19 protein-coding genes are annotated in these 19,541 nt (G+C 71.8%); 5 read left to right on the forward strand and 14 right to left on the reverse strand.

All coding sequences use genetic code 11. From position 1 onward, the window contains the following. Positions 1-52: 52 nt before the first annotated feature. On the forward strand, positions 53-1,096 hold the full coding sequence (locus ACZ43H_RS10590; protein WP_464590080.1) for an NHL repeat-containing protein: 1,044 nt from the start codon (positions 53-55) through the stop codon (positions 1,094-1,096). Positions 1,097-1,180: 84 nt separating this feature from the next. Continuing rightward, positions 1,181-1,354: a hypothetical protein gene (locus ACZ43H_RS10595; protein ID WP_464590082.1), complete on the forward strand. Its 174-nt coding sequence runs from the start codon at positions 1,181-1,183 to the stop codon at positions 1,352-1,354. Positions 1,355-1,372: 18 nt separating this feature from the next. Here ACZ43H_RS10595 and hisF read toward each other — a convergent pair whose 3' ends face one another. Genes hisF through hisD form a run of 7 tightly spaced genes read right to left on the reverse strand, consistent with a single transcriptional unit; the run spans position 1,373 to position 6,957 of the window. After that, positions 1,373-2,149 (reverse strand): imidazole glycerol phosphate synthase subunit HisF, encoded by a 777-nt coding sequence (gene hisF / locus ACZ43H_RS10600; protein ID WP_464590084.1) that lies wholly within the window; start codon positions 2,147-2,149, stop codon positions 1,373-1,375. Further along, positions 2,146-2,883, reverse strand: a complete 738-nt coding sequence (priA, locus tag ACZ43H_RS10605; RefSeq protein ID WP_464590086.1) for a bifunctional 1-(5-phosphoribosyl)-5-((5-phosphoribosylamino)methylideneamino)imidazole-4-carboxamide isomerase/phosphoribosylanthranilate isomerase PriA — start codon at positions 2,881-2,883, stop codon at positions 2,146-2,148. The genes hisF and priA overlap by 4 nt, the downstream gene beginning before the upstream one ends. Positions 2,884-2,927: 44 nt before the next feature. Next, positions 2,928-3,254 carry a hypothetical protein gene (locus ACZ43H_RS10610; protein ID WP_464590088.1) on the reverse strand — a complete coding sequence of 109 codons (327 nt, stop codon included), beginning with the start codon at positions 3,252-3,254 and terminating at the stop codon, positions 2,928-2,930. Continuing rightward, positions 3,251-3,901 (reverse strand): imidazole glycerol phosphate synthase subunit HisH, encoded by a 651-nt coding sequence (hisH, locus tag ACZ43H_RS10615; protein ID WP_464590794.1) that lies wholly within the window; start codon positions 3,899-3,901, stop codon positions 3,251-3,253. The genes ACZ43H_RS10610 and hisH overlap by 4 nt, the downstream gene beginning before the upstream one ends. Beyond that, positions 3,898-4,524, reverse strand: a complete 627-nt coding sequence (gene hisB / locus ACZ43H_RS10620) for an imidazoleglycerol-phosphate dehydratase HisB (protein WP_379180004.1) — start codon at positions 4,522-4,524, stop codon at positions 3,898-3,900. The genes hisH and hisB overlap by 4 nt, the downstream gene beginning before the upstream one ends. After that, positions 4,521-5,642: a histidinol-phosphate transaminase gene (locus tag ACZ43H_RS10625; RefSeq protein WP_464590091.1), complete on the reverse strand. Its 1,122-nt coding sequence runs from the start codon at positions 5,640-5,642 to the stop codon at positions 4,521-4,523. The genes hisB and ACZ43H_RS10625 overlap by 4 nt, the downstream gene beginning before the upstream one ends. 4 nt (positions 5,643-5,646) lie before the next feature. Further along, on the reverse strand, positions 5,647-6,957 hold the full coding sequence (gene hisD / locus ACZ43H_RS10630) for a histidinol dehydrogenase (RefSeq protein WP_464590093.1): 1,311 nt from the start codon (positions 6,955-6,957) through the stop codon (positions 5,647-5,649). Between the two features lie 85 nt (positions 6,958-7,042). Between hisD and ACZ43H_RS10635 the strand changes: the two genes are divergently transcribed. The 3 genes from ACZ43H_RS10635 to ACZ43H_RS10645 all read left to right on the forward strand — a co-directional run bounded on the left by ACZ43H_RS10635 (position 7,043) and on the right by ACZ43H_RS10645 (position 10,137). Beyond that, complete coding sequence (locus ACZ43H_RS10635) at positions 7,043-7,708, forward strand: LON peptidase substrate-binding domain-containing protein (RefSeq protein WP_464590095.1); 666 nt, start codon at positions 7,043-7,045, stop codon at positions 7,706-7,708. A gap of 11 nt (positions 7,709-7,719) precedes the next feature. Beyond that, a complete protein-coding gene (ybaK, locus tag ACZ43H_RS10640) occupies positions 7,720-8,208 on the forward strand; it encodes a Cys-tRNA(Pro) deacylase (protein ID WP_464590097.1) in 489 nt (162 codons plus the stop codon). A gap of 558 nt (positions 8,209-8,766) precedes the next feature. Then, positions 8,767-10,137: an HNH endonuclease signature motif containing protein gene (locus ACZ43H_RS10645; protein ID WP_464590099.1), complete on the forward strand. Its 1,371-nt coding sequence runs from the start codon at positions 8,767-8,769 to the stop codon at positions 10,135-10,137. A gap of 253 nt (positions 10,138-10,390) precedes the next feature. Here the strand turns inward: ACZ43H_RS10645 and ACZ43H_RS10650 are convergent, their stop codons facing one another. The 7 genes from ACZ43H_RS10650 to ACZ43H_RS10680 all read right to left on the reverse strand — a co-directional run bounded on the left by ACZ43H_RS10650 (position 10,391) and on the right by ACZ43H_RS10680 (position 19,514). Continuing rightward, a complete protein-coding gene (locus ACZ43H_RS10650) occupies positions 10,391-12,082 on the reverse strand; it encodes a DUF3352 domain-containing protein (RefSeq protein ID WP_464590101.1) in 1,692 nt (563 codons plus the stop codon). A gap of 77 nt (positions 12,083-12,159) precedes the next feature. Beyond that, complete coding sequence (locus ACZ43H_RS10655) at positions 12,160-12,723, reverse strand: hypothetical protein (protein ID WP_464590103.1); 564 nt, start codon at positions 12,721-12,723, stop codon at positions 12,160-12,162. Beyond that, complete coding sequence (gene dnaE / locus ACZ43H_RS10660; RefSeq protein WP_464590105.1) at positions 12,708-16,262, reverse strand: DNA polymerase III subunit alpha; 3,555 nt, start codon at positions 16,260-16,262, stop codon at positions 12,708-12,710. The genes ACZ43H_RS10655 and dnaE overlap by 16 nt, the downstream gene beginning before the upstream one ends. A gap of 142 nt (positions 16,263-16,404) precedes the next feature. Next, positions 16,405-17,040, reverse strand: coding sequence for an N-acetyltransferase family protein (locus tag ACZ43H_RS10665; protein ID WP_464590107.1), 636 nt, complete (start codon positions 17,038-17,040; stop codon positions 16,405-16,407). After that, complete coding sequence (locus ACZ43H_RS10670; RefSeq protein WP_464590109.1) at positions 17,027-17,965, reverse strand: RluA family pseudouridine synthase; 939 nt, start codon at positions 17,963-17,965, stop codon at positions 17,027-17,029. The genes ACZ43H_RS10665 and ACZ43H_RS10670 overlap by 14 nt, the downstream gene beginning before the upstream one ends. After that, the gene (lspA, locus tag ACZ43H_RS10675; RefSeq protein WP_464590111.1) at positions 17,962-18,537 is read right to left on the reverse strand and encodes a signal peptidase II; all 576 of its coding nucleotides are present in this window, start codon (positions 18,535-18,537) and stop codon (positions 17,962-17,964) included. Before lspA ends, ACZ43H_RS10670 begins: the two co-directional genes overlap by 4 nt. Continuing rightward, the gene (locus ACZ43H_RS10680; RefSeq protein ID WP_464590113.1) at positions 18,510-19,514 is read right to left on the reverse strand and encodes a TraR/DksA family transcriptional regulator; all 1,005 of its coding nucleotides are present in this window, start codon (positions 19,512-19,514) and stop codon (positions 18,510-18,512) included. The genes lspA and ACZ43H_RS10680 overlap by 28 nt, the downstream gene beginning before the upstream one ends. Between the last annotated feature and the right edge of the window lie 27 nt (positions 19,515-19,541).

Genomic DNA, 19,541 nt, shown 5'->3' on the forward strand with positions numbered 1-19,541 from the left:
CCGTGACCGCGAGTCCCGGACGCCCGAGGTCCGGGAGCCGTACGGTCGGTCCATGGGAGGCCCTCTCACCCCGTCCGCATCGCGTGTCCCCGCCCGTGTCCCGGCGCTGGTCGCCGCCCTGGTCGGGCCGACCCTGGTCGGGTCGTTGCTGCTCGGAGGATGCAGCAACGGCGACGCCACTCCGACCGATGCACCGGCGACCCCGGCCGAGCCGACCGATGAGGACAGCACCGCCACGGTCCCGGACGGCGTGGCGGTGACCGAGCTCGACGACCGCCCGGTGGGGCTCGCCGAGGTCGGCGCGGACGTCTGGGCGGCACTGCCCGACGCCGGGCGGGTGCTCGCGTCCCGCGACCGGACGGTGAAGGTGGGGTCGCTGCCGCTGCGGCTGGTCGGCACCCCCGAGGGCGTGTGGGTCAGCGTGATCGGGGACGGGACGGTGGTCCGCGTCGACCCCGGCACCGGCGAGGTCGACCGGCGTACGACGCTGCGGCCCGCCGGCAGCGAGCCCGAGGGCCTGGCGTACGACGGCGAGCGCGTCTGGGTGGTCGACCAGGCCGGCGACCGGGTGCTGCCGCTGGACCCCGCCACCGGGAAGCCGGGCGAGGCGGTCGACGTCGGGATCGGGCCGCGGCTGGTCACGGCCGGACCGGACGGCGTCTACGTGAGCAGCTACGTCGCCGGGTCGGTGACACGGGTCGCCGAAGGTGGGGCGACCACCCGCGACGTCGCGGGCTGCACGTCACCGCAGGGACTGGTGGAGGCCGCCGGCGTGCTCTGGGTCGCCTGCACCACCGACGGACGGGTGGTCGGGCTCGACGCCCGGACGCTGGCGCCGGTGGCGGACCTCCCCGACCTCGCGACCGCCGACGCCGTGGTCGCTGACGGAGACACGGTCTACGTCGTCGGCCAGCAGGGCCCGACTGTGTGGACGATCGACGCCCGCACGCAGGAGGTCACCGGCGAGCTGGTGCTCGACGCGCAGCCGAGGACGACCGAGAACGTCGACGCCGTCCTGCAGGACGGTCACCTGTGGGTGTCGCACCCCGAGGGACGACGGCTGTACGACGTGCCGCTGGAGCTGCTCGGCGGGTGACACCGCGCCGGGAAGCTCCCGGGTCGTCGGCTCGCACGCGGATACGCTGGCAGCAGCCGATCGGCGGATGAGCGGGGGAAGCACATGTTCTGGTGGATTCTGGTGGCAGTGGTCGTCGTGGGCCTGGGCGCGTACGCCTTCTGGCCACGTCGCGGCGGCATCAGCGACCGCAAGGCCCGAAGCGACGTGCAGACCTTCCAGGGCAAGGTCGAGAACTACAACAACCCCAGCGGCCCGAACTTCGGCGGCCCGTTCTGAGCCACTGACCCGAGGCGGTCAGCGCACGGGGTGGCCCGACGCGGCGAGCGCGGCCTTCACGTGGGCGATCCGGAGCGTGCCGAAGTGGAACACCGTCGCGGCGAGCACCGCGTCCGCACCCGCCTCGACAGCGGGCGCGAAGTGCTCCACGCGACCGGCGCCGCCCGAGGCGATGACCGGGATGCTGACCTCGCGACGCACGGCGCGGATCAGGTCGAGGTCGAAACCGTCCTGGGTGCCGTCGGCGTCCATGGCGTTGAGCAGGATCTCGCCGGCACCGAGCTCGGCCGCGCGTGCGGCCCACTCGATCGCGTCGAGGCCGGCGGACTTGCGCCCGCCGTGGGTGGTGACCTCGAACCCCGACGGGCAATCGCTGGTCGAGCCTGTCGAGACCCGGCGTGCGTCGACCGAGAGCACGAGCACCTGGTTGCCGAAGCGGTCCGCGATCTCGGCCACCAGTTCGGGCCGGTTGATCGCGGCGGTGTTCACCGCGACCTTGTCCGCTCCCGCCCGCAGCAGCCGGTCGACGTCCGCCACGCTGGAGACTCCCCCGCCGACGGTGAGCGGGATGAAGACCTCCTCGGCGGTGCGCGACACGATGTCCATCGTGGTGGCGCGGCCCTCGTGGGAGGCGGAGATGTCGAGGAAGGTCAGCTCGTCGGCCCCCTCGGCGTCGTAGGTGCGGGCCAGCTCCACCGGGTCACCGGCGTCGCGGAGCTCCTTGAAGTTGATCCCCTTCACCACGCGCCCCGCGTCGACGTCGAGGCACGGGATGACCCGGACCGCCAGGCTCACGGCGCGACCGGCCTCGTGAGGGCAAGCGCGTCCTCGAGGGTGAACCGGCCCTCGTAGAGCGCCGTCCCCGCGATCGCACCCTCGACCCCCTCGGGCACCAGCGACATCAGGGCCCGGATGTCGTCGAGGGTGGTGACGCCGCCCGAGGCGACGACCGGCCGGTCCGTGGCCGCGCACACGTCGCTGAGCAGCTGCAGGTTCGGGCCCTGCAGCATGCCGTCCTTGTTGACGTCGGTGACGACGTACCGCGCGCAGCCCTCGGAGTCGAGGCGGGCGAGCACGTCGTACAGGTCCCCGCCCTCGCGGGTCCAGCCACGGGCGGCGAGCGTGCGGCCGCGGACGTCGAGCCCGACGGCCACCCGGTCGCCGTACTCCGCGATCGCCCGGGCGCACCACTCCGGCTGCTCGAGCGCCGCGGTGCCGATGTTCACGCGACGGCAGCCGGTCGCCATCGCGGCGGCCAGCGACTCGTCGTCGCGGATGCCGCCGCTCATCTCGACGCGGATGTCGAGGGTGCCGACGATCTTCGCCTGCAGCTCGCGGTTGTGGCCGCGGCCGAAGGCGGCGTCGAGGTCCACGAGGTGGATCCACTCCGCGCCGGCCTCCTGCCAGCGCAGCGCGGCCTCGACCGGGTCGCCGAACCGCTTCTCCGAGCCGGCGACGCCCTGCACGAGCTGGACGGCCTGGCCCCCGGCGATGTCGACGGCGGGCAGCAGCTCGAGGTAGTCAGCCATGGGGGAAATCCTAGGTATGGGGTCGGGTACGTCGGCGCCGGGTCTCATCGCCGGCGGAACAGCAGGGTGTGGATCACGGGCGCCACGAGCAGGCTCACCATCACCGCCAGGATCCGTAGCCCCCACTCGGGCGTGACCACCCAGACGAGGACGTTGACCGCGACCAGAAGGCAGATCGTGAACGTCAGCTCACGGCGCCGGCGCTGGGCCAGCAGCCCCGGCGTCCGCCGCGGGCTCGGCAGCCAGCCGGTCAGCGCCCGGCGGCGGGCCAGCGAACGCTGCCGACGCTCCTCCTCGCGGGCCCGGGCGGCAGCCCTGATCGCGGCCTCGCGCTCGCGCTCGGCGCGACGGGCCTGGCGTTCCTTGCTCACCCGAGGGTCCGGACCCAGTTGCGCAGCAGCGCCGCGCCCGCGTCGCCGGACTTCTCGGGGTGGAACTGGGTCGCGGTGAGCGGGCCGTTCTCCACCGCGGCCACGAACCGGTCACCGCCGTCCTGCGGCTCCCCCGTGCCGGCCCACGTGACCAGCGGCGCGCGGGTGCGGTCGTTGGTCTCCAGGGTCCACTCGCGCACGCCGTAGGAGTGCACGAAGTAGAACCGCTCGCCCTCGATGCCCTCGAAGAGGCGCGACCCGGCCGGGACCTCGACGGTGTTCCAGCCCATGTGCGGCACGACCGGCGCCCGGAGCCGCTCGACGACGCCCGGCCACTCGTCACAGCCCTCGGTCTCGACCCCGTGCTCGACGCCGCGGGCGAACAGCACCTGCATGCCCACGCAGATGCCGAGCACCGGCCGGCCGCCCGCGAGCCGGCGGCCGATGATCCGGTCGCCCTTGATCGCGCGCAGCCCGGCCATGCACGCGGCGTACGCGCCCACGCCGGGGACCAGGAGCCCGTCGGCCTCCAGGGCCGCCTCGAAGTCACCCGTGAGGGTCACCTCGGCGCCGGCGCGCTCGACGGCACGCACGGCCGAGCGGAGGTTCCCCGACCCGTAGTCGAGGACGACGACCCGGGGGCTCAGAGCGTGCCCTTGGTGCTGGGGACGCCCGTCTCGCGCGGGTCGAGGGCGACCGCGTCGCGGAAGGCGCGGGCGAAGGCCTTGAACTGGGTCTCGACGAGGTGGTGCGGGTCGCGGCCGGCGAGCACCCGGACGTGCAACGCGAGGTGCGCGTGGAAGGCGATCGTCTCGAACACGTGCCGGGTCAGCGAGCCCTGGAAGGCCGGGCCCGAGTCGCCGCCGATGGCGACGTACGCCTGGGCGTCCGGCTCGCCGGTGTGCACGCAGTAGGGGCGCCCGGAGACGTCCACGACGGCCTGCACGAGCGCCTCGTCGAGCGGGACGGTGGCGTCGCCGAAGCGGCGGATGCCCTTCTTGTCCCCCAGCGCCTCGCGCAGCGCCTGGCCGAGCACGATCGCGGTGTCCTCGACCGTGTGGTGGGCGTCGATGTGGGTGTCGCCCTCGGTCTGGACGGTCAGGTCCACCAGCGCGTGCCGCGCGAAGGCGGTGAGCATGTGGTCGTAGAACCCGACGCCCGTGGAGATGTCGTGACGGCCGCTGCCGTCGAGGTCGACCTCGACGAGCACCTTGGACTCGCTGGTCTGCCGCTCGATCCGTGCGACCCTGCCCGATCCCTGGGAGCTCATGTGAGTCCTTCCTCCGTGACGGCGACGAGCGCCTTCTTGAACGTGTCCATCTCCTCCGGGGTGCCGATCGACACCCGGAGCCATCCCTCGGGGCCGACCTCGCGGATCAGCACGCCCCGGCCGAGCAGCCCCTGCCAGACAGCATGGCGGTCGGCGAAGGTGCCGAACAGCGCGAAGTTCGCGTCGGTGTCGGCGACCGTGTGCCCCTGGCCGCGCAGCCAGGCCACGGTGGCGTCCCGCTCCGCGCGCAGCTCGTCGACCTTGCCGAGCAGCTCCGGTGCGTGCCGCAGCGCCGCCAGCGCGACGGCCTGGGTGACCGCCGAGAGGTGGTAGGGCAGGCGCACCACGCGGATCGCGTCGCAGATCTCCGGCGCCGCGGCCAGGTAGCCGACCCGCGCCCCGGCGAGCGCGAAGGCCTTGCTCATGGTCCGGCTGACGACGAGGTTGCGGTGCTCGGGCAGCAGCTCCAGCGCGCTGGGCGTGCCGCTGCGGCGGAACTCGCCGTACGCCTCGTCGACGACCACGATCCCGTCGTGCCCGGCCGCGGCCTCGCACAGCAGGGTGACCGCCTCGGGAGGCAGGGCCGTGCCGGTGGGGTTGTTGGGCGAGGGCAGCAGCACGACGCTGGGGCGGCGCTCCTCGATCAGGGCACGCGCCCGGTCGAGGTCGAGCGAGAAGTCGTCCTCGCGCCGGCCCTGGACCCACTCGGTCATCGTGTCGCGGGCGTACTCGGGATACATCGAGTACGTCGGCGCGAAGCTCAGCGCGACCCGCCCCGGGCCACCGAAGGCCTGGAGCAGCTGCAGCATCACCTCGTTGGAGCCGTTGGCGGCCCAGACCTGCTCGGGCGCGATCCGTGACTTCGTCGATCGAGCCCCGTCGAGATCCCGGGAGAGGTACGCCGCCAACGCCTCGCGCAGCTCGGTGAACTCGCGGTCGGGGTACCGGTTCAGCGTGCCCGCGGCCTCGGCCACCGCGGTGGCGATGTCGGCGACGCACTCCGGCGAGGGTCCGTAGGGGTTCTCGTTGACGTTGAGCTGGACGGGCACGTCGAGCTGCGGGGCACCGTACGGCGCGAGACCGCGCAGCTCCTCGCGGAGCGGTGGGAACTCACCCATGGCGTCAGCCCTGGAAGCGGACACGGACCGCCGCACCGTGGCCGGGCAGGTCCTCCGCCTCGGCCAGCGTGACGACGTGATCGGCGACCTCGGCCAGGCCCTCGCGCGTGTAGTCGATGACGTGCACCGACTTCAGGAAGGCGCGGACCGACAGGCCCGAGGAGTGGCAGGCGCACCCGGCCGTGGGCAGCACGTGGTTGGAGCCGGCGCAGTAGTCGCCCAGGCTCACCGGGGCGTAGGAGCCGACGAAGATCGCGCCGGCGTTGCGCACCCGGGCGGCGACCGCCGACGCGTCGGCCGTCTGGATCTCGAGGTGCTCCGCGGCGTAGGCGTTGACGACCTCCAGGCCCTGCTCGACGTCGTCGACCAGCACGATGCCGGACTGGCGGCCGGCCAGGGACGTGCGGATCCGCTCCGCGTGGCGGGTCACCGAGACCTGCTTGTCGAGCTCGGCCTCGACCTCGTCGGCGAGGCGCTCGGACGGGGTGACCAGCACGCTGGCGGCCATCGGGTCGTGCTCGGACTGGCTGACCAGGTCGGCGGCGACGTGCGCGGCGTCGGCGGTGTCGTCGGCGAGGACGGCGATCTCGGTCGGCCCGGCCTCGGAGTCGATGCCGACCAGGCCCTTGAGCAGCCGCTTGGCCGAGACCGTGTAGATGTTGCCGGGCCCGGTGACCAGGTCGACGCGGCGGCAGGGGCCGGCGCCGTAGGCGAACATCGCGATCGCCTGGGCGCCACCGACGGCGTACACCTCGTCGATGCCGAGCAGCGCGCAGGCGGCGAGGATCGTCGGGTGCGGCAGGCCGCCGTGGGCCTTCTGGGGGCTGGAGGTCAACGCGATGGACTCGACGCCCGCGACCTGGGCGGGCACGACGTTCATGACCACGCTGGACACCAGCGGGGCGAGGCCGCCGGGCACGTAGAGACCGACCCGCTGGACCGGCACCTTGCGGTGGGTGACCCGGGCGCCCGGGCCGAGGTCGGTGACGACATCGCGCTCGAGCTCGGCCTCACAGGTGGCGCGCAGCCGGCGGATCGACTCCTCGAGCCCGGCGCGGATGGCCGGGTCGAGCTCGTCGAGGGCCCGTCGGATCGCCTCGGCCGGGACGGCGATGTCGGTCTGCTCGACGCCGTCGAACTTCGCGCTGAACTCCGCGATCGCCTCGACGCCGCGGTCGCGGACCGCGTCGCAGATCGGGCGGACGACATGGATCGCGGCCTCGACGTCGAACTCGGCGCGCGGCACGGCGGCGCGGTAGTCGACGGGAGCCGCGCCGTCGGCGGCGGCTCCACGCAGGTCGATCCGGCGAATCATGGGTCCGATTCTACGAGGGCGGCGCGCCGCGACCGAACCCGCGACGTTGGCTGGACGATGCCCCCGCGTGCCCTAGGTTGGCTGTGTGACCGCTCCCCTGCCGATGTTCCCGCTCAACGCGGTGCTGTTCCCCGGCGTGAGCGTGCCGCTGACGATCTTCGAGGACCGCTACCGCGCGCTGGTCCACCACCTGCTGCGGGTGGAGGACCCGGCGGACCGGGTCTTCGGCTCGGTCGGGATCCGGGAGGGCTACGAGGTCGGCGACCACGGGGCGCAGTCGCTCTACCGCGTCGGCTGCCGGGTCCAGCTCACCGAGGTGGAGCCGCACCCCGACGGGACCTTCGACATCGTGGCCGTCGGGCTGGAGCGGATCGAGCTGCAGCGGCTGGACACCACCGGCACCTTCCCGGTCGGGCACGTCGTCGAGCGGCCGGAGACCCCGGGTCACGTCCCCGAGGAGATCCTGGACCGGGCGCGGGCGACCTTCTCGGCGTACCGCATGGCGCTCACCGACATCCGCAGCGACCCCTACACGGGCAGCCTGCCGAAGGACCCCGGCTACCTCTCCTGGACGCTCGCGGCGGTCGCTCCCCTGCCGATGCACGAGCGGCAGGCGCTGCTCGAGGCCGAGGACGCCGCGGAGCGGCTGGTCATGGTCACCGAGCTGCTGCGCGGCGAGCTGCGCGCGATGAACGTCATCCCGTCCCTGCCGGCCACCGAGGTGGCGCGGACCCGCTGGTCCCCCAACTGAGGGCTCCCGGCATGGCGAAGAAGTCAGCCGGCGGGACACCGGCCACGGTCGCGCTCACCCGCGCGGGCATCCCCTTCACCCTGCACGAGTACGCCCACGACCCACGCGCCGAGTCCTACGGGCTGGAGGCCGCCGAGGCCCTCGGCCTGGACCCCGCGCGCGTCTTCAAGACCCTGATGGCCTCCGTCGACGGCCGGCTCGCGGTTGCGGTGGTGCCCGTCTCGGGTCAGCTGGACCTGAAGGCCCTGGCTCGCGCGCTGAGCGGCAGCAAGGCAGCCATGGCGGACGTCGCCGCGGCCGAGCGCGCCACCGGGTACGTCGCCGGCGGCATCTCCCCCATCGGCCAGAAGCGCCCCCACCCCACGGTCGTCGACAGCACCGCGCTCGACCACCCCACCGTCTTCGTCTCCGGCGGGCGACGAGGCCTGGACCTCGAGATCTCTCCCGCCGACCTGGTCCGGGTGACTGACGCGATCACGGCGGCGATCAGGAGGGCGTGAGCGCTTCGGTGCCTCCCATCGCCGGTGGGTGAGCAGCGGGCGTCGTCCAGACCCGCGGCGCAGGAAGTGCCCGCTGTTCGCGTCGGCCCTGCGGGGCGTGGGTGGTGGCGGTCTCGGCAGCTACGGGGGAGGTACGTCGTGGCGCGGACTGCCTCCCCGACTTCCGGCTCGCGGTGGGCGGCCGTCGGTGGTCGAGAAGCGAGCGCCAGCGAGCCCTCACCTCGGTGGTCGAGCAGCGAGCGCCAGCGAGCGTCGTCGAGACCCCCGCAGCGCGGGCAGGGCCTCAACCCCCGCGTCGGGCCCGCGGGTCGTGGCTGGTGACGGTCTCGGCAACTACGGGACGGGTACGCCGAGACACGAGCTTGCCTCCCGGCTCGCCGTCCGCCCCGGTGGTTGAGCAGCGAGCGCCAGCGAGCGTCGTCGAGACCCCGGCACCCGAAGCAGGACCGCGACCCCGAGCCGGTAGCGGCCAAAGTTTTACTTTCGGGTTTCCCCAGAACCCCCGGATCGGGCCCTTTCCGGGGGTCGACTGTCGGCGGTCGGTGAGATCATGGACTCATGTTCGAAACCGACGCCAACTGGGACGCGGTCGAGGTCGATGACCTCGACGCAGGCGGCGTGCTCGAGCTCCTCGAGGTCCGCAAGCAGGGCGCACGCGCCGAGGAGCGCGGCAAGCTCCGGCTGGCCCTGCACTGGGCGGTGCTGCACCCCGCCACCGCCGACACCGGAGTGGCGACCTGGGGCGGACCCAGCGTCCTGCTGACCGACGAGTCGCTGGGTGGGGAGGGGACGCCGGCGTTGGCGGCATTCGCGCCCGAGCCGTTCGCCGCGACCCTGGAGGTCTCCACCCAGGTGGGGATGGCGCTGATCGCCGACGCCCTCGACCTGCAGTTCCGGCTGCCGAGGATCTGGCGCCTCGTCCAGGCCCTCGCGGTCGAGCCCTACAAGGCCCGGCAGGTCGCCAAGGCCACCCACCAGCTCTCCCAGGCCGCCGCGGCCTACGTGGACGAGCAGCTCGCCCCCCGATTGTCCTCGTGCGGGTGGAAGGCGGTCGAGACGACCGTGGCGCACGCGATCGCCAAGTTCGACCCCGACCTCATCGAGGCCAAGGAGAAGCGCGGCCGGCAGGGCTGGCACGTCACCCTCCGCCACGACCACCCCAGCCAGTTCGACGGCACCAGCTACCTCGACGTCGCCGGCGACACCCTCGACCTCACCGCCTTCCACGACCTGGTCTGCGACCAGGCCGCCCAGCTCAAAGCACTCGGCGATGAGGACGACCTCGAGATCCGCAAGGCCAAAGCCCTCGGCGTCATCGCCGCCCAACAGGCCACCCTCGACCTCCTCACCCTCACCGGACAGCAGCCCGAAGCCCCCGCTACCCCCGCGAAGCCAAGGCCGCCCAAGACCCGGCTCTACCTCCACCTCTCCCTCGCCGACCTCGCCATCAACTGCCCGACATTCGGCTCCGACGGAGAAGGGGCCGGCACGGCGACTGGCACGGTCGAGCGGCTCGGCCCGGCCACCATCGACCTGATCAAGGACTGGGTCGGCCGCACCCGGGTCACCATCCAACCCGTCATCGACCTCGCTTCTACCCGCGCGGTGGACGAGCACGACCCACCACCGTGGATGGCCGAGCTCGTCATCCTCCGCGACGGGCACTGCGTCTTCCCCTGGTGCCCCGTCGACGCCAGACACGCCGACCTGGACCACATCGAGCCCTACGTCCCCATCGACGACGGCGGACCACCGGGCCAGACCGCACCCGACCTCCTCGCACCCTTGTGCCGGCGACATCACCGAGCCAAGACCAGCCGCCGATGGCGATACCGGCGACGACCCGACGGCACCTATCAGTGGCACGGACCCCACGGCCGCAGCTACCTCGTCACACCCCACGGCACCATCCGGCTCGACACCAACTGAGCACCCAAGCACCAGCAGGCCCGATCACCCGGCACCCACCGGGTCATCGGGCCTGCCGTGCTGCCCAGAATCGTCGCCCCTGTCGCTGTCCTGCCACGGCTGCGGGGTCTCGACGACTCACTCGCTCGCTGCGCTCGCTGCTCGACCACCGGCGGGGACGCTCGCTCACGCTCGCTCCTCGACCGACGGAACGGCGGGGCTGCAGAACGGGGCGGCGACCCTGTGGGTCGCCGCCCCGTTCGGGAAGCTGGGGTCAGTTCGTGGTCAGGCGGACCACCGCGTGCGCGGCGTCGTCCTCCTGCCAGGCGCTCATCCCGAGACCCTCGAGCGGCTCGAGGTTGTCGGTCGCCTCCTGGTCGCCGCCGGCCAGGTTGACCAGCCAGTCGCCGGCGTCGAAGTTCACGAACATCAGGACGCTGGCCTTGTCGGCCTCGCGGACCACGTTCTTGAAGACGTCGGAGTCGCCCAGGTTGCCGTCCTCCAGCACCTGCGACCGGTAGTCGGAGTCGGGGCCGATCGCGACCATGTCGCCGTCGGCGTCGGAGCCGAAGAGGTTGGCCTCCTCGCCCATCTGGCCGCGCACCTTGTCGAGGACCCCCTCGATGCCGTCGGCGTCGCCCTTGATCTTGGCGGCCACCGGGACGCCGCTGCCGTCGCCGGAGTTGAAGAACGTCTCAGGGTCGAAGTCACTGCCGATCGAGAGCGACATCGCGTCACCGGCGAGGGTCTCGGCGTCGTCGGGCAGGTCGAGGCCGGACTCGTCCTCCATCTGGCTGAGCATCTCCTCGGCGCTCATCTCGCCGTTGTAGTACGACGACATCTGGTCCACCGCGTCGGCGAACCACCCGTCCTCGAAGCCCACACCGATCGCGGCGGCGGTGTCCTCGGGCAGCGTCGAGACGACGTCGGCGCCCGCGTCACTGGCGTACAGCTGCTTCTGGGTCACGCCCGGGTCGCCGGCCACCTCGAGCTCGAGGGCGCCGTCGTCGAAGCGGATGGTCGCGGCCATGCCCTTGAAGTCCTTGAGGGCGTCGGTCATCTCGCTGGGGAGGACCGTGTCGGTCGAGGAGTCCATGCCCGTGTCGTCGCAGAACGGGTCCGTCGAGCCGTCGGGCAGCGCCTCGCACGACGTGGCGTAGTCGGAGCTGCCGAACATGCCGCCCAGGTCGGCGAAGTTCTCGGCGAGGTAGTCGCCGGCACCGGGCGCGGCGTACATGTTGATGATGCCGGCGTCGCCGACCTCGTCGGTCCAGTTCTTGTAGTCGTCGTCATCGGCCAGCGGAGCGTCCGCTGCGTCGTCGACGACCTGCTGCGCGATCTTGTCGGTCTCGGCGATCACCGCCCAGTCGCCGTCGATCGCCCAGCCGCCGCTGGTGTCACCACCCTCGCCGGCCGCACAGTCGCGGATCTTGGACAGGCCGGCGTCGGCCTTGTCCTCGTCCTTGACCTGGACCACGAACACCGGCACCGGGGTGTCCTCCCCGGTGTCGACGGCAGCCACGGCGGCGCGGTCACCGAGCCAGGGCTTGATGTCGTCGCCGTAGTCGAGGTCCTCGCAGCCGCCGCTCTTCTGGATCTCGTCGAAGAGCCGCTCGCGCAGGTCGTCGTCGGTGCTGACGCCGAGCTGCTCCTTGATCGCCGGGAACTTGTTCAGCATCTTCACCGCCTCGATCTTCTGCGCCCCGGAGGGATCGAGGTCGATCGAGACGTAGCCCAGGGTGGAGTCCGGGAGGGCCTGGGCCGGCTGGGCGCCGGCACCGAAGTACCACGTCGCCGCCCAGATGCCGCCGCCGACGAGCAGCAGGCCGGCGATCGCTCCACTGGCGACCACGGCGCCGCGCCGGCCGCTGCGGGACTTGCCCGAGGGCTCGGACGGGAGCCGGCCACTGCCCTGCTCGAGGTACTCGGGGCCCTGCGGGCCTCCGGGCGGGAAGGTGCTGGACACGTGAACCCCCTGATGCTGCCGACGGCCCTGGCGCCGTCGTGTCGTCGAGCGCTGAGCCTACCTGCCGGGAGCCCCTCTCAGCCGCCAGCCGCGCGCCTGCGCGAGAAGCCGAGGAAGACGACGAGGACCCCGAGCAGGGCGGCTCCGGGGAACACCCGGCGGGGGCTCAGCCCGGACACCACCAGCCGGGCGGGGAGGTGGGTGCCGTCGGCGGCCGACGCCGCGAGCGGTCGCGGGTCGGCGGGGCCCAGGGCGACGCCCACGCGGTACATCAGCCAGCCGCCCAGCAGCGACCCCGCCAGCACGGCGACCAGGGTCACCAGCTCGGAGCGGTCGAGCAGCAGGGCGACCGCGGCACCGCCCACCAGTCCGGCCACGGCCGCCACGATCACGTAGGTCCCCGTGGCGTCGAAGGAGCCACGCAGCGCCTCCTCGTCCTGCAGCCAGTGGTGGTGGACCACCACACCGACGGGCGGGCTCCACCACCACTCCCACAGGACGCCGGCGAGGGCGCCCACCGCGGCCAGGATCGCCACCGCGAGGAGCGCCTGCACCGCGTAGGGCGCGAGGAAGGACCACGTGGAGCGCGCGCGGTCGGCACGCGGGGAGGGCGCCGGGGGCGCGGTCAGCTGGTCAGACATCCAGGTCCCAGGAGCTGCTTGAGGTCGGCGAACAGGGCGGGGCTCGGCGTGACCCGGAGTCGATCGTCGAGCCTCATCAGCGTAGTCGCGTTCCGGTTGAGCAGCCTCAGCTGGACCTCGGTCATGCCGGGGTGGGTGCCGAGCACGTCGCGCAGCTGCTCCACCACCGGGGCGGTGCAGCGGGTCGAGGGCAGACTGATCACCACCGGGCCCGACGGACCCTCGGTCAGGTCGGGGAGGGAGACCTCCTGGCCCATGATCTCGGGCTGGTCCTTGCTGCGCGACAGCCGGCCCTTGACCGTGATGATCGCGTCCTCGGCCACCATGTGGCCCGCCAGCTGCCAGGCGCTCGGGAACAGCAGCACGTCGATCGCGCCGTCGAGGTCCTCCAGGGTGACCATGCCCCAGGCGTCACCGCGCTTGGTGATCTTGCGCTGCACCGAGGTGACCAACCCGCTGATCGTGATCGGCGAGCCGTCGGCGCGCTCCTCGTCGAGCATCAGCTGGCCGATGGTGCAGTCGGTGCCGTTGGACAGGACGTGCTCGAGGCCGAGCAGCGGGTGGTCGGAGACGTAGAGCCCCAGCATGTCGCGCTCGTGGCTGAGCAGCGTCATCTTGTCCCACTCGTCCATGTGGTCGGGCACCTCGACAGCGTTGCCCGCGGAGCCCACGTCGGCGGCGTCCAGCATGTCGAACATGGAGTCCTGGCCGGTGTCGGTGTTCTTCTTCGAGTCGACGTAGCGGTCGACGGCCTCCTCGTGGATGGCCACGATGGCGCGCCGCTTGTGCTTCATGTCGTCGAAGGCGCCGGCCCGCGCCAGGGAGTCGATCAGGCGCTTGTTGCAGACGAGCAGCGGCACCTTCTCCATGAAGTCGTTGAAGTCCTCGTAGCGGCCCTTGGCCTCACGCGCCTCGACGATCTTGTCGACGACGTTCGAGCCGACGTTGCGGACCGCCGTCAGGCCGAAGCGGATGTCGTTGCCGACCGGGGTGAAGTTGGCCGCCGACTCGTTGACGTCGGGCGGGAGTACCTGGATCTTCATCCGCCGGCACTCGTTGAGGTAGATCGCCGACTTGTCCTTGTCGTCCTTGGTCGACGTCAGCAGCGCGGCCATGTACTCGGCCGGGTAGTTGGCCTTGAGGTAGGCCGTCCAGTAGGACACCAGGCCGTACGCCGCGGAGTGCGCCTTGTTGAACGCGTAGTCGGAGAACGGCAGCAGGATGTCCCACAGCGTCTTGATCGCGGCGTCGGAGTAGCCGCGCTCCTTCATGCCCCCGGAGAAGCCGGCGAACTGCTTGTCCAGCTCCTCCTTCTTCTTCTTGCCCATGGCGCGGCGCAGGATGTCGGCCTGTCCCAGCGAGTAGCCCGCGAGCTTCTGGGCGATCGCCATGACCTGCTCCTGGTAGACGATCAACCCGTAGGTCTCGCCGAGCACGTCCTCGAGCGGCTCGGCCAGCTCGGGGTGGATCGCCTCGACCGGCTCGCGGCCGGTCTTGCGGCGGGCGTACTTGTTGTGGGAGTCAGCACCCATCGGACCCGGTCGGTAGAGCGCACCGACCGCGGAGATGTCCTCGAAGGTGTCGGGCCGCATCGAGCGCAGCAGGGCCCGCATCGGGCCGCCGTCGAGCTGGAAGACGCCGAGGGTGTCGCCGCGCTGGAGGAGCTTGTACGTCGCCTCGTCGGTCAGCGGCAGCTCCTCGAGCACGACCTCCTCGCCCCGGTTGGCCTTGATGTTCTTGACCGCGTCGTCGAGGACCGTGAGGTTGCGCAGCCCCAGGAAGTCCATCTTGATCAGGCCGAGGGTCTCGCAGGTCGGGTAGTCGAACTGCGTGATCATCGCGCCGTCGGCCGGCCGCTTGAGCATCGGGATGATGTCGAGCAGCGGCTCGCTGGACATGATGACGCCGGCGGCGTGGACGCCCCACTGGCGCTTGAGGCCCTCGATCCCGATGGCGGTGTCGACGACGCGCTGGACGTCCTTGTCGCCGTCGTAGAGGGTGCGGAACTCCCCGCCCTCGCCGTACCGCTTGTGCTGCGGGTCGAAGATGTCCTGGAGCGGGACGTCCTTGCCCATCACCGCGGCGGGCATCGCCTTGGTGATCCGGTCGCCCATCGCGAAGGGGTAGCCCAGGATGCGCGAGGAGTCCTTGACGGCCTGCTTGGCCTTGATGGTGCCGTAGGTGACGATGTAGGACACCCGGTCGTCGCCGTACTTCTCGGTGACGTACTTGATGACCTCGCCGCGCCGACGCTCGTCGAAGTCGATGTCGAAGTCGGGCATCGAGACGCGGTCGGGGTTGAGGAAGCGCTCGAAGATCAGGCCGTGCTCGAGCGGGTCGAGGTCGGTGATCCGCATCGCGTAGGCGACCATCGAGCCCGCGCCCGAGCCACGCCCCGGGCCGACCCGGATGCCGTTGTCCTTGGCCCAGTTGATGAAGTCGGCGACCACGAGGAAGTAGCCGGGGAAGCCCATCTGGGTGATGACGCCGATCTCGAACTCGGCCTGCTTGCGGACCTTCTCGGGGATGCCGCCCGGGTAGCGGTGGTGGAGACCCTTCTCGACCTCCTTGACCAGCCAGGAGTCCTCGTTCTCCCCGGGCGGGCAGGGGAACTTCGGCATGTACTTGCCGATCGCCTCGGAGAACTGCACGTCGCAGCGCTCGGCGATGAGCAGGGTGTTGTCGCAGGCCTCGGGGAAGTCGCGCCACAGCTCGCGCATCTCGGCCGCGGACTTGATGTAGTAGCCGTCACCGGAGAACGCGAAGCGCTGGCCCGGGCCGTCGCCGGCCGGGATGTCCATGGTGCTGCCGGAGTTGATGCAGAGCAGGTGCTCCTGGGACGGGGCGTCCTCGCGGTTGACGTAGTGGGAGTCGTTGGTGGCCAGCAGCGGGATCTGGAGGTCCTTGGCCAGCCGCAGCAGGCCGTCGCGGACCCGGTTCTCGATGGGGAGCCCGTGGTCCATCAGCTCGAGGAAGTAGTTCTCCCGGCCCAGGATGTCCTGGAAGTCGCCGGCAGCCTTGCGGGCCGCGTCGTAGTTGCCGTAGCGCAGGTGCACCTGCACCTCGCCCGAGGGACAGCCGGTGGTGCCGATGATGCCCTTGCCGTGCTGGGCGAGGAGCTCGCGGTCCATGCGCGGGTGCTTGAAGAAGCCGTCGCGCCAGGCGCCGGTGGAGAGCCGGAACAGGTTGTGCATGCCCTCGGTGGACTCCGAGAGCAGGGTCATGTGGGTGTAGGCGCCGCGGGCGGAGACGTCGTCGGGGCCGCCGTCGTAGAAGTTCACGCCGCGCTTCTCGAAGCGGGAGATGTTGGGCGCGAAGTAGGCCTCGATGCCGATGATCGGCTTCACGCCCGCGGACTTGGCCTTCTTGTAGAACTCGTAGGCCCCGAAGACGTTGCCGTGGTCGGTCATCGCCACGGCCGGCATGCCCAGCTCCGCCGCGCGCTCGGTCAGCGCCCCGAGCCTCGCCGCACCGTCGAGCATGGAGTACTCGGTGTGGACGTGGAGGTGGACGAAGGAGTCCTGGGAACCTGTCGCCATCGTCGCGGGCGCTCCTCGGGGTCAGACGTGTGCGGGCGTGCAGCATCGGCCACGGCCGGTGGCCTGGCTCGAGCTCGGGGAAGAGGGCCAGCCTACGCGAACCGTGCGGTCCAGCATGGCAGGGCGCACCGACAGTCCGTGCTCAGCGCCCGGGCGACGCCGAGCAGGCCCGCTGGGCCGCCAGCAGCGCCTCGCGGCGGTCGCGCAGGGACGCCAGCTGGTCGTCGACATCGGCCAGCTGGAGCCGGAAGAACCCGTCGGGGTCGGTGCCCGGCCAGGCCATCCGGACGTCGGGTGCGCGCTCCTCGTTGCCCGACCCGTCGGTCCTCTCGAGCTCGACCAGGCCGTGCCGGGCGTAGAAGCGCCGGGCGCCGGTGTTGGACTCGAAGGCCCACAGCGAGAAGCCGTCGGGGCGCAGCGACTTGACCAGGTCCAGCAACACCGTGCCGACACCCTGACCGGTCGCGTCGTGACGGATGAACAGGTGGTCGAGCCAGACGGGGGTGATCAGGGCATAGCCCAGCAGCTCGCCGGACCGCTCGGCCACCCAGCACTCGAGGTCGGGACGGCCCAGCTGCCCGGCGAACCAGGCGCGGTCCTCCTCCCCCGTGTGCCCGGCGGGCGGCATCATCGGCACGGCCGCGACCCGCGCCCGCGTGTAGAGGCCCGCGACCGAGGCGGCGTCCGCCGGCTCGGCGCGCCGCACCGAGAGGTCGGTCACCACCGGTTCGGGCCCGGCGTCGGTTCCGAGAGGAGCCGCACCGTCAGTGGGCGTCACGGATGACCTCGAGCGCGTGCGCGAGGTCATCGGGGTACGACGACTCGTACTCGACCTGCTCGCCGCTGTCGGGGTGCTCGAAGCCGAGGCGTACGGCGTGCAGCCACTGCCGCTCCAGCCCCACCCTGCGGGCCAGGACCGGGTCGGCGCCGTAGGTCAGGTCGCCGACGCAGGGGTGCTTCAGCGCCGCCATGTGCACGCGGATCTGGTGGGTGCGGCCGGTCTCGAGGTGGATCTCGAGCAGGCTCGCGAACCGGTGCGCCTCGAGGGTCTCGTAGTGGGTCACGCTGTGTCGGCCGTCGGCCATCACCGCGAACTTGTAGTCCGCCCGGGGGTGGCGCCCGATGGGGGCGTCGATGGTGCCCTCGAACGGGTCCGGGTGGCCCTGGACCAGCGCGTGGTAGGTCTTGTCGACGGTGCGGTTGCGGAAGGCGTTCTTCAGCAGCGAGTAGGCGTGCTCGGACTTGCAGATCACCATCACGCCGGACGTGCCGACGTCGAGGCGCTGGACGATGCCCTGGCGCTCGGACGCGCCGCTGGTGGCGATCCGGAACCCGGCCGCGGCCAGGTGCCCGACCACCGTCTGCCCCGACCAGCCCGGCGACGGGTGGACCGCAACCCCCACCGGCTTGTCGATCACGACGATGGAGTCGTCGTCGTGGATGATCTTGATGCCCTCGACGATCTCGGGGACCACGGCGAGCGGGTCCACCGTCGCCGGGATGGTCACGTCGAGCATCGAGCCGGGCACGACCCGGTCGCTCTTGCCGACGCCGGCCCCGTCGACGAGGACGTGGCCCGCGGCGATCAGCTCGGCGGCGCGGGTGCGGGAGAGGCCGAAGAGGCGCGCGAGGGCGGCGTCGACCCGCTCCCCGGCGAGGCCCTCCGGCACGGGCAGCACCCGGTGGTCGGAAGCGGTGGTCACCGGGACTTCGCCTCCCGGTCGGAGGTGGGCTCGCCGTTGATCCGGATCCCGCGGAAGGCCTGCAGGAGGATCAGCGCCGCGGCGACGTTGATGCACATGTCGGCGACGTTGAAGACCGGCCAGTGCGGCAGCATCACGAAGTCGATGACGTGACCGCGCAGCGGCCCCGGCGCCCGGAAGATCCGGTCGGTGAGGTTGCCGGCCACACCCGCGAGCAGCAGCCCCAGGGCGACGGCCCACAGGACGCTGCCGACGCGACGGCTCAGGTAGACGACGACCAGCACCGCCACCATGGCCACGCAGCTGAGGGCCACGGTGTACTCCGTGCCCGTGCTGAACGCCGCACCCGGGTTGCGGGTCAGGTGGAGGACCAGGAGGTCGCCCAGCACCTTCACGTCGGGGCGGTCGGTCAGCCGCGACACCGCGAGCAGCTTGGTGGTGAGGTCGACGGCGTACGCCGCCACCGCCACCGCGCCGAAGAGCACGGTCAGGCGTGCTCGCCGGGGGCTCGTGGATCGGGTGGGACCGGGGACGGTGTCGTCGCTCAGCGACGTTCCTCGCGCTGCTTGCATGTCATGCACAGTGTGGCACGCGGGAACGCCATGAGCCGCATCTTGCCGATGGGGTTGCCGCAGGACTCGCACACGCCGTACGTGCCGTCGTCGATGCGGGCCAGCGCCCGCTCGATCTGGGCGAGCTTGTCGCGTTCGTTGTTGAGCACGGTGAGCTCGTGGTCCCGCTCGAAGCTCGTGGCGCCGAGGTCGGCCTGGTCGTGCCCGGCACCGTCGCCGGCATCGCGCATCAGCCCGGAGAGCTCGCTCTCCTGCTTGGTCACGATGTCGGAGCTGTGCGCCTGCTGCTCGTGGAGCTCGGTGAGGACCTCGGCGAGCTCGGCCTTGGTCCAGGCCTCCTCGTCCTCCTTGACGACCAGGGCGCTGACCGGCGCCTTCTTGGTGGGTGCGCTCTTCCGGGCCGGCGCCGCCTTCGCGGTCGCCTTCTTCGCCGGCGCCGACCCGGCCGCCACGGCCTTCGTCGGTGCCGCCTTCACGGGTGCCGCCTTCACTGGTGCCGTCTTCTTGGGGGGCGCTGCCTTCTTCGCCACGGGTGCCGCCTTCTTCGCGGGCGCGGCCTTCTGGGCCACGGTCTTCTTCGCCGCCTTCTTCGCCGGCGCTGACTTGGTCGTCACGGCCTTCGCCGGCGCCGCCTTCTTGGCGGGCACCGCCTTCTGCGTGACAGGTGCTGCCTTCTTGGCGGCGGGTGCTGCCTTCTTGGCCGGCGCCGCCTTCTTGGCGGCGGATGCTGCCCTCTTGGCCGGCGAAGCCTTCTTCGCGGCGGGTGCTGCCTTCTTCGCTGGTGCTGACTTCGTGGCGGCGGGTGCTGCCTTCTTCGCTGGTGCTGACTTCGTGGCGGCGGGTGCTGCCTTCTTGGCCGGTGCCGCCTTCTTCGGTGGCGCCTTGGTGGCGGTGGTCGTCGACGAGCGCCTGCCGATCACCTTGCGGGCGGCCGAGGCTGCCTGACCGGCAAGCGACTTGCGGGTGCTGCGAGCCATCGAACTCAGCCTCCCTCGGGCCGGGAC

This window comes from Nocardioides sp. DN36, from assembly GCF_055380375.1.

Excerpts from the sequence above, each read along its gene's own strand:
- ACZ43H_RS10590 (WP_464590080.1), top strand. The coding sequence starts at position 53 with ATGGGAGGCCCTCTCACCCCGTCCGCATCGCGTGTCCCCGCCCGTGTC.
- ACZ43H_RS10595 (WP_464590082.1), top strand. The coding sequence starts at position 1,181 with ATGTTCTGGTGGATTCTGGTGGCAGTGGTCGTCGTGGGCCTGGGCGCG.
- priA (WP_464590086.1), bottom strand. The coding sequence starts at position 2,883 with ATGGCTGACTACCTCGAGCTGCTGCCCGCCGTCGACATCGCCGGGGGC.
- hisB (WP_379180004.1), bottom strand. The coding sequence starts at position 4,524 with ATGAGCTCCCAGGGATCGGGCAGGGTCGCACGGATCGAGCGGCAGACC.
- ACZ43H_RS10625 (WP_464590091.1), bottom strand. The coding sequence starts at position 5,642 with ATGGGTGAGTTCCCACCGCTCCGCGAGGAGCTGCGCGGTCTCGCGCCG.
- hisD (WP_464590093.1), bottom strand. The coding sequence starts at position 6,957 with ATGATTCGCCGGATCGACCTGCGTGGAGCCGCCGCCGACGGCGCGGCT.
- ybaK (WP_464590097.1), top strand. The coding sequence starts at position 7,720 with ATGGCGAAGAAGTCAGCCGGCGGGACACCGGCCACGGTCGCGCTCACC.
- ACZ43H_RS10645 (WP_464590099.1), top strand. The coding sequence starts at position 8,767 with ATGTTCGAAACCGACGCCAACTGGGACGCGGTCGAGGTCGATGACCTC.
- ACZ43H_RS10655 (WP_464590103.1), bottom strand. The coding sequence starts at position 12,723 with ATGTCTGACCAGCTGACCGCGCCCCCGGCGCCCTCCCCGCGTGCCGAC.
- dnaE (WP_464590105.1), bottom strand. The coding sequence starts at position 16,262 with ATGGCGACAGGTTCCCAGGACTCCTTCGTCCACCTCCACGTCCACACC.
- lspA (WP_464590111.1), bottom strand. The coding sequence starts at position 18,537 with ATGCAAGCAGCGCGAGGAACGTCGCTGAGCGACGACACCGTCCCCGGT.
- ACZ43H_RS10680 (WP_464590113.1), bottom strand. The coding sequence starts at position 19,514 with ATGGCTCGCAGCACCCGCAAGTCGCTTGCCGGTCAGGCAGCCTCGGCC.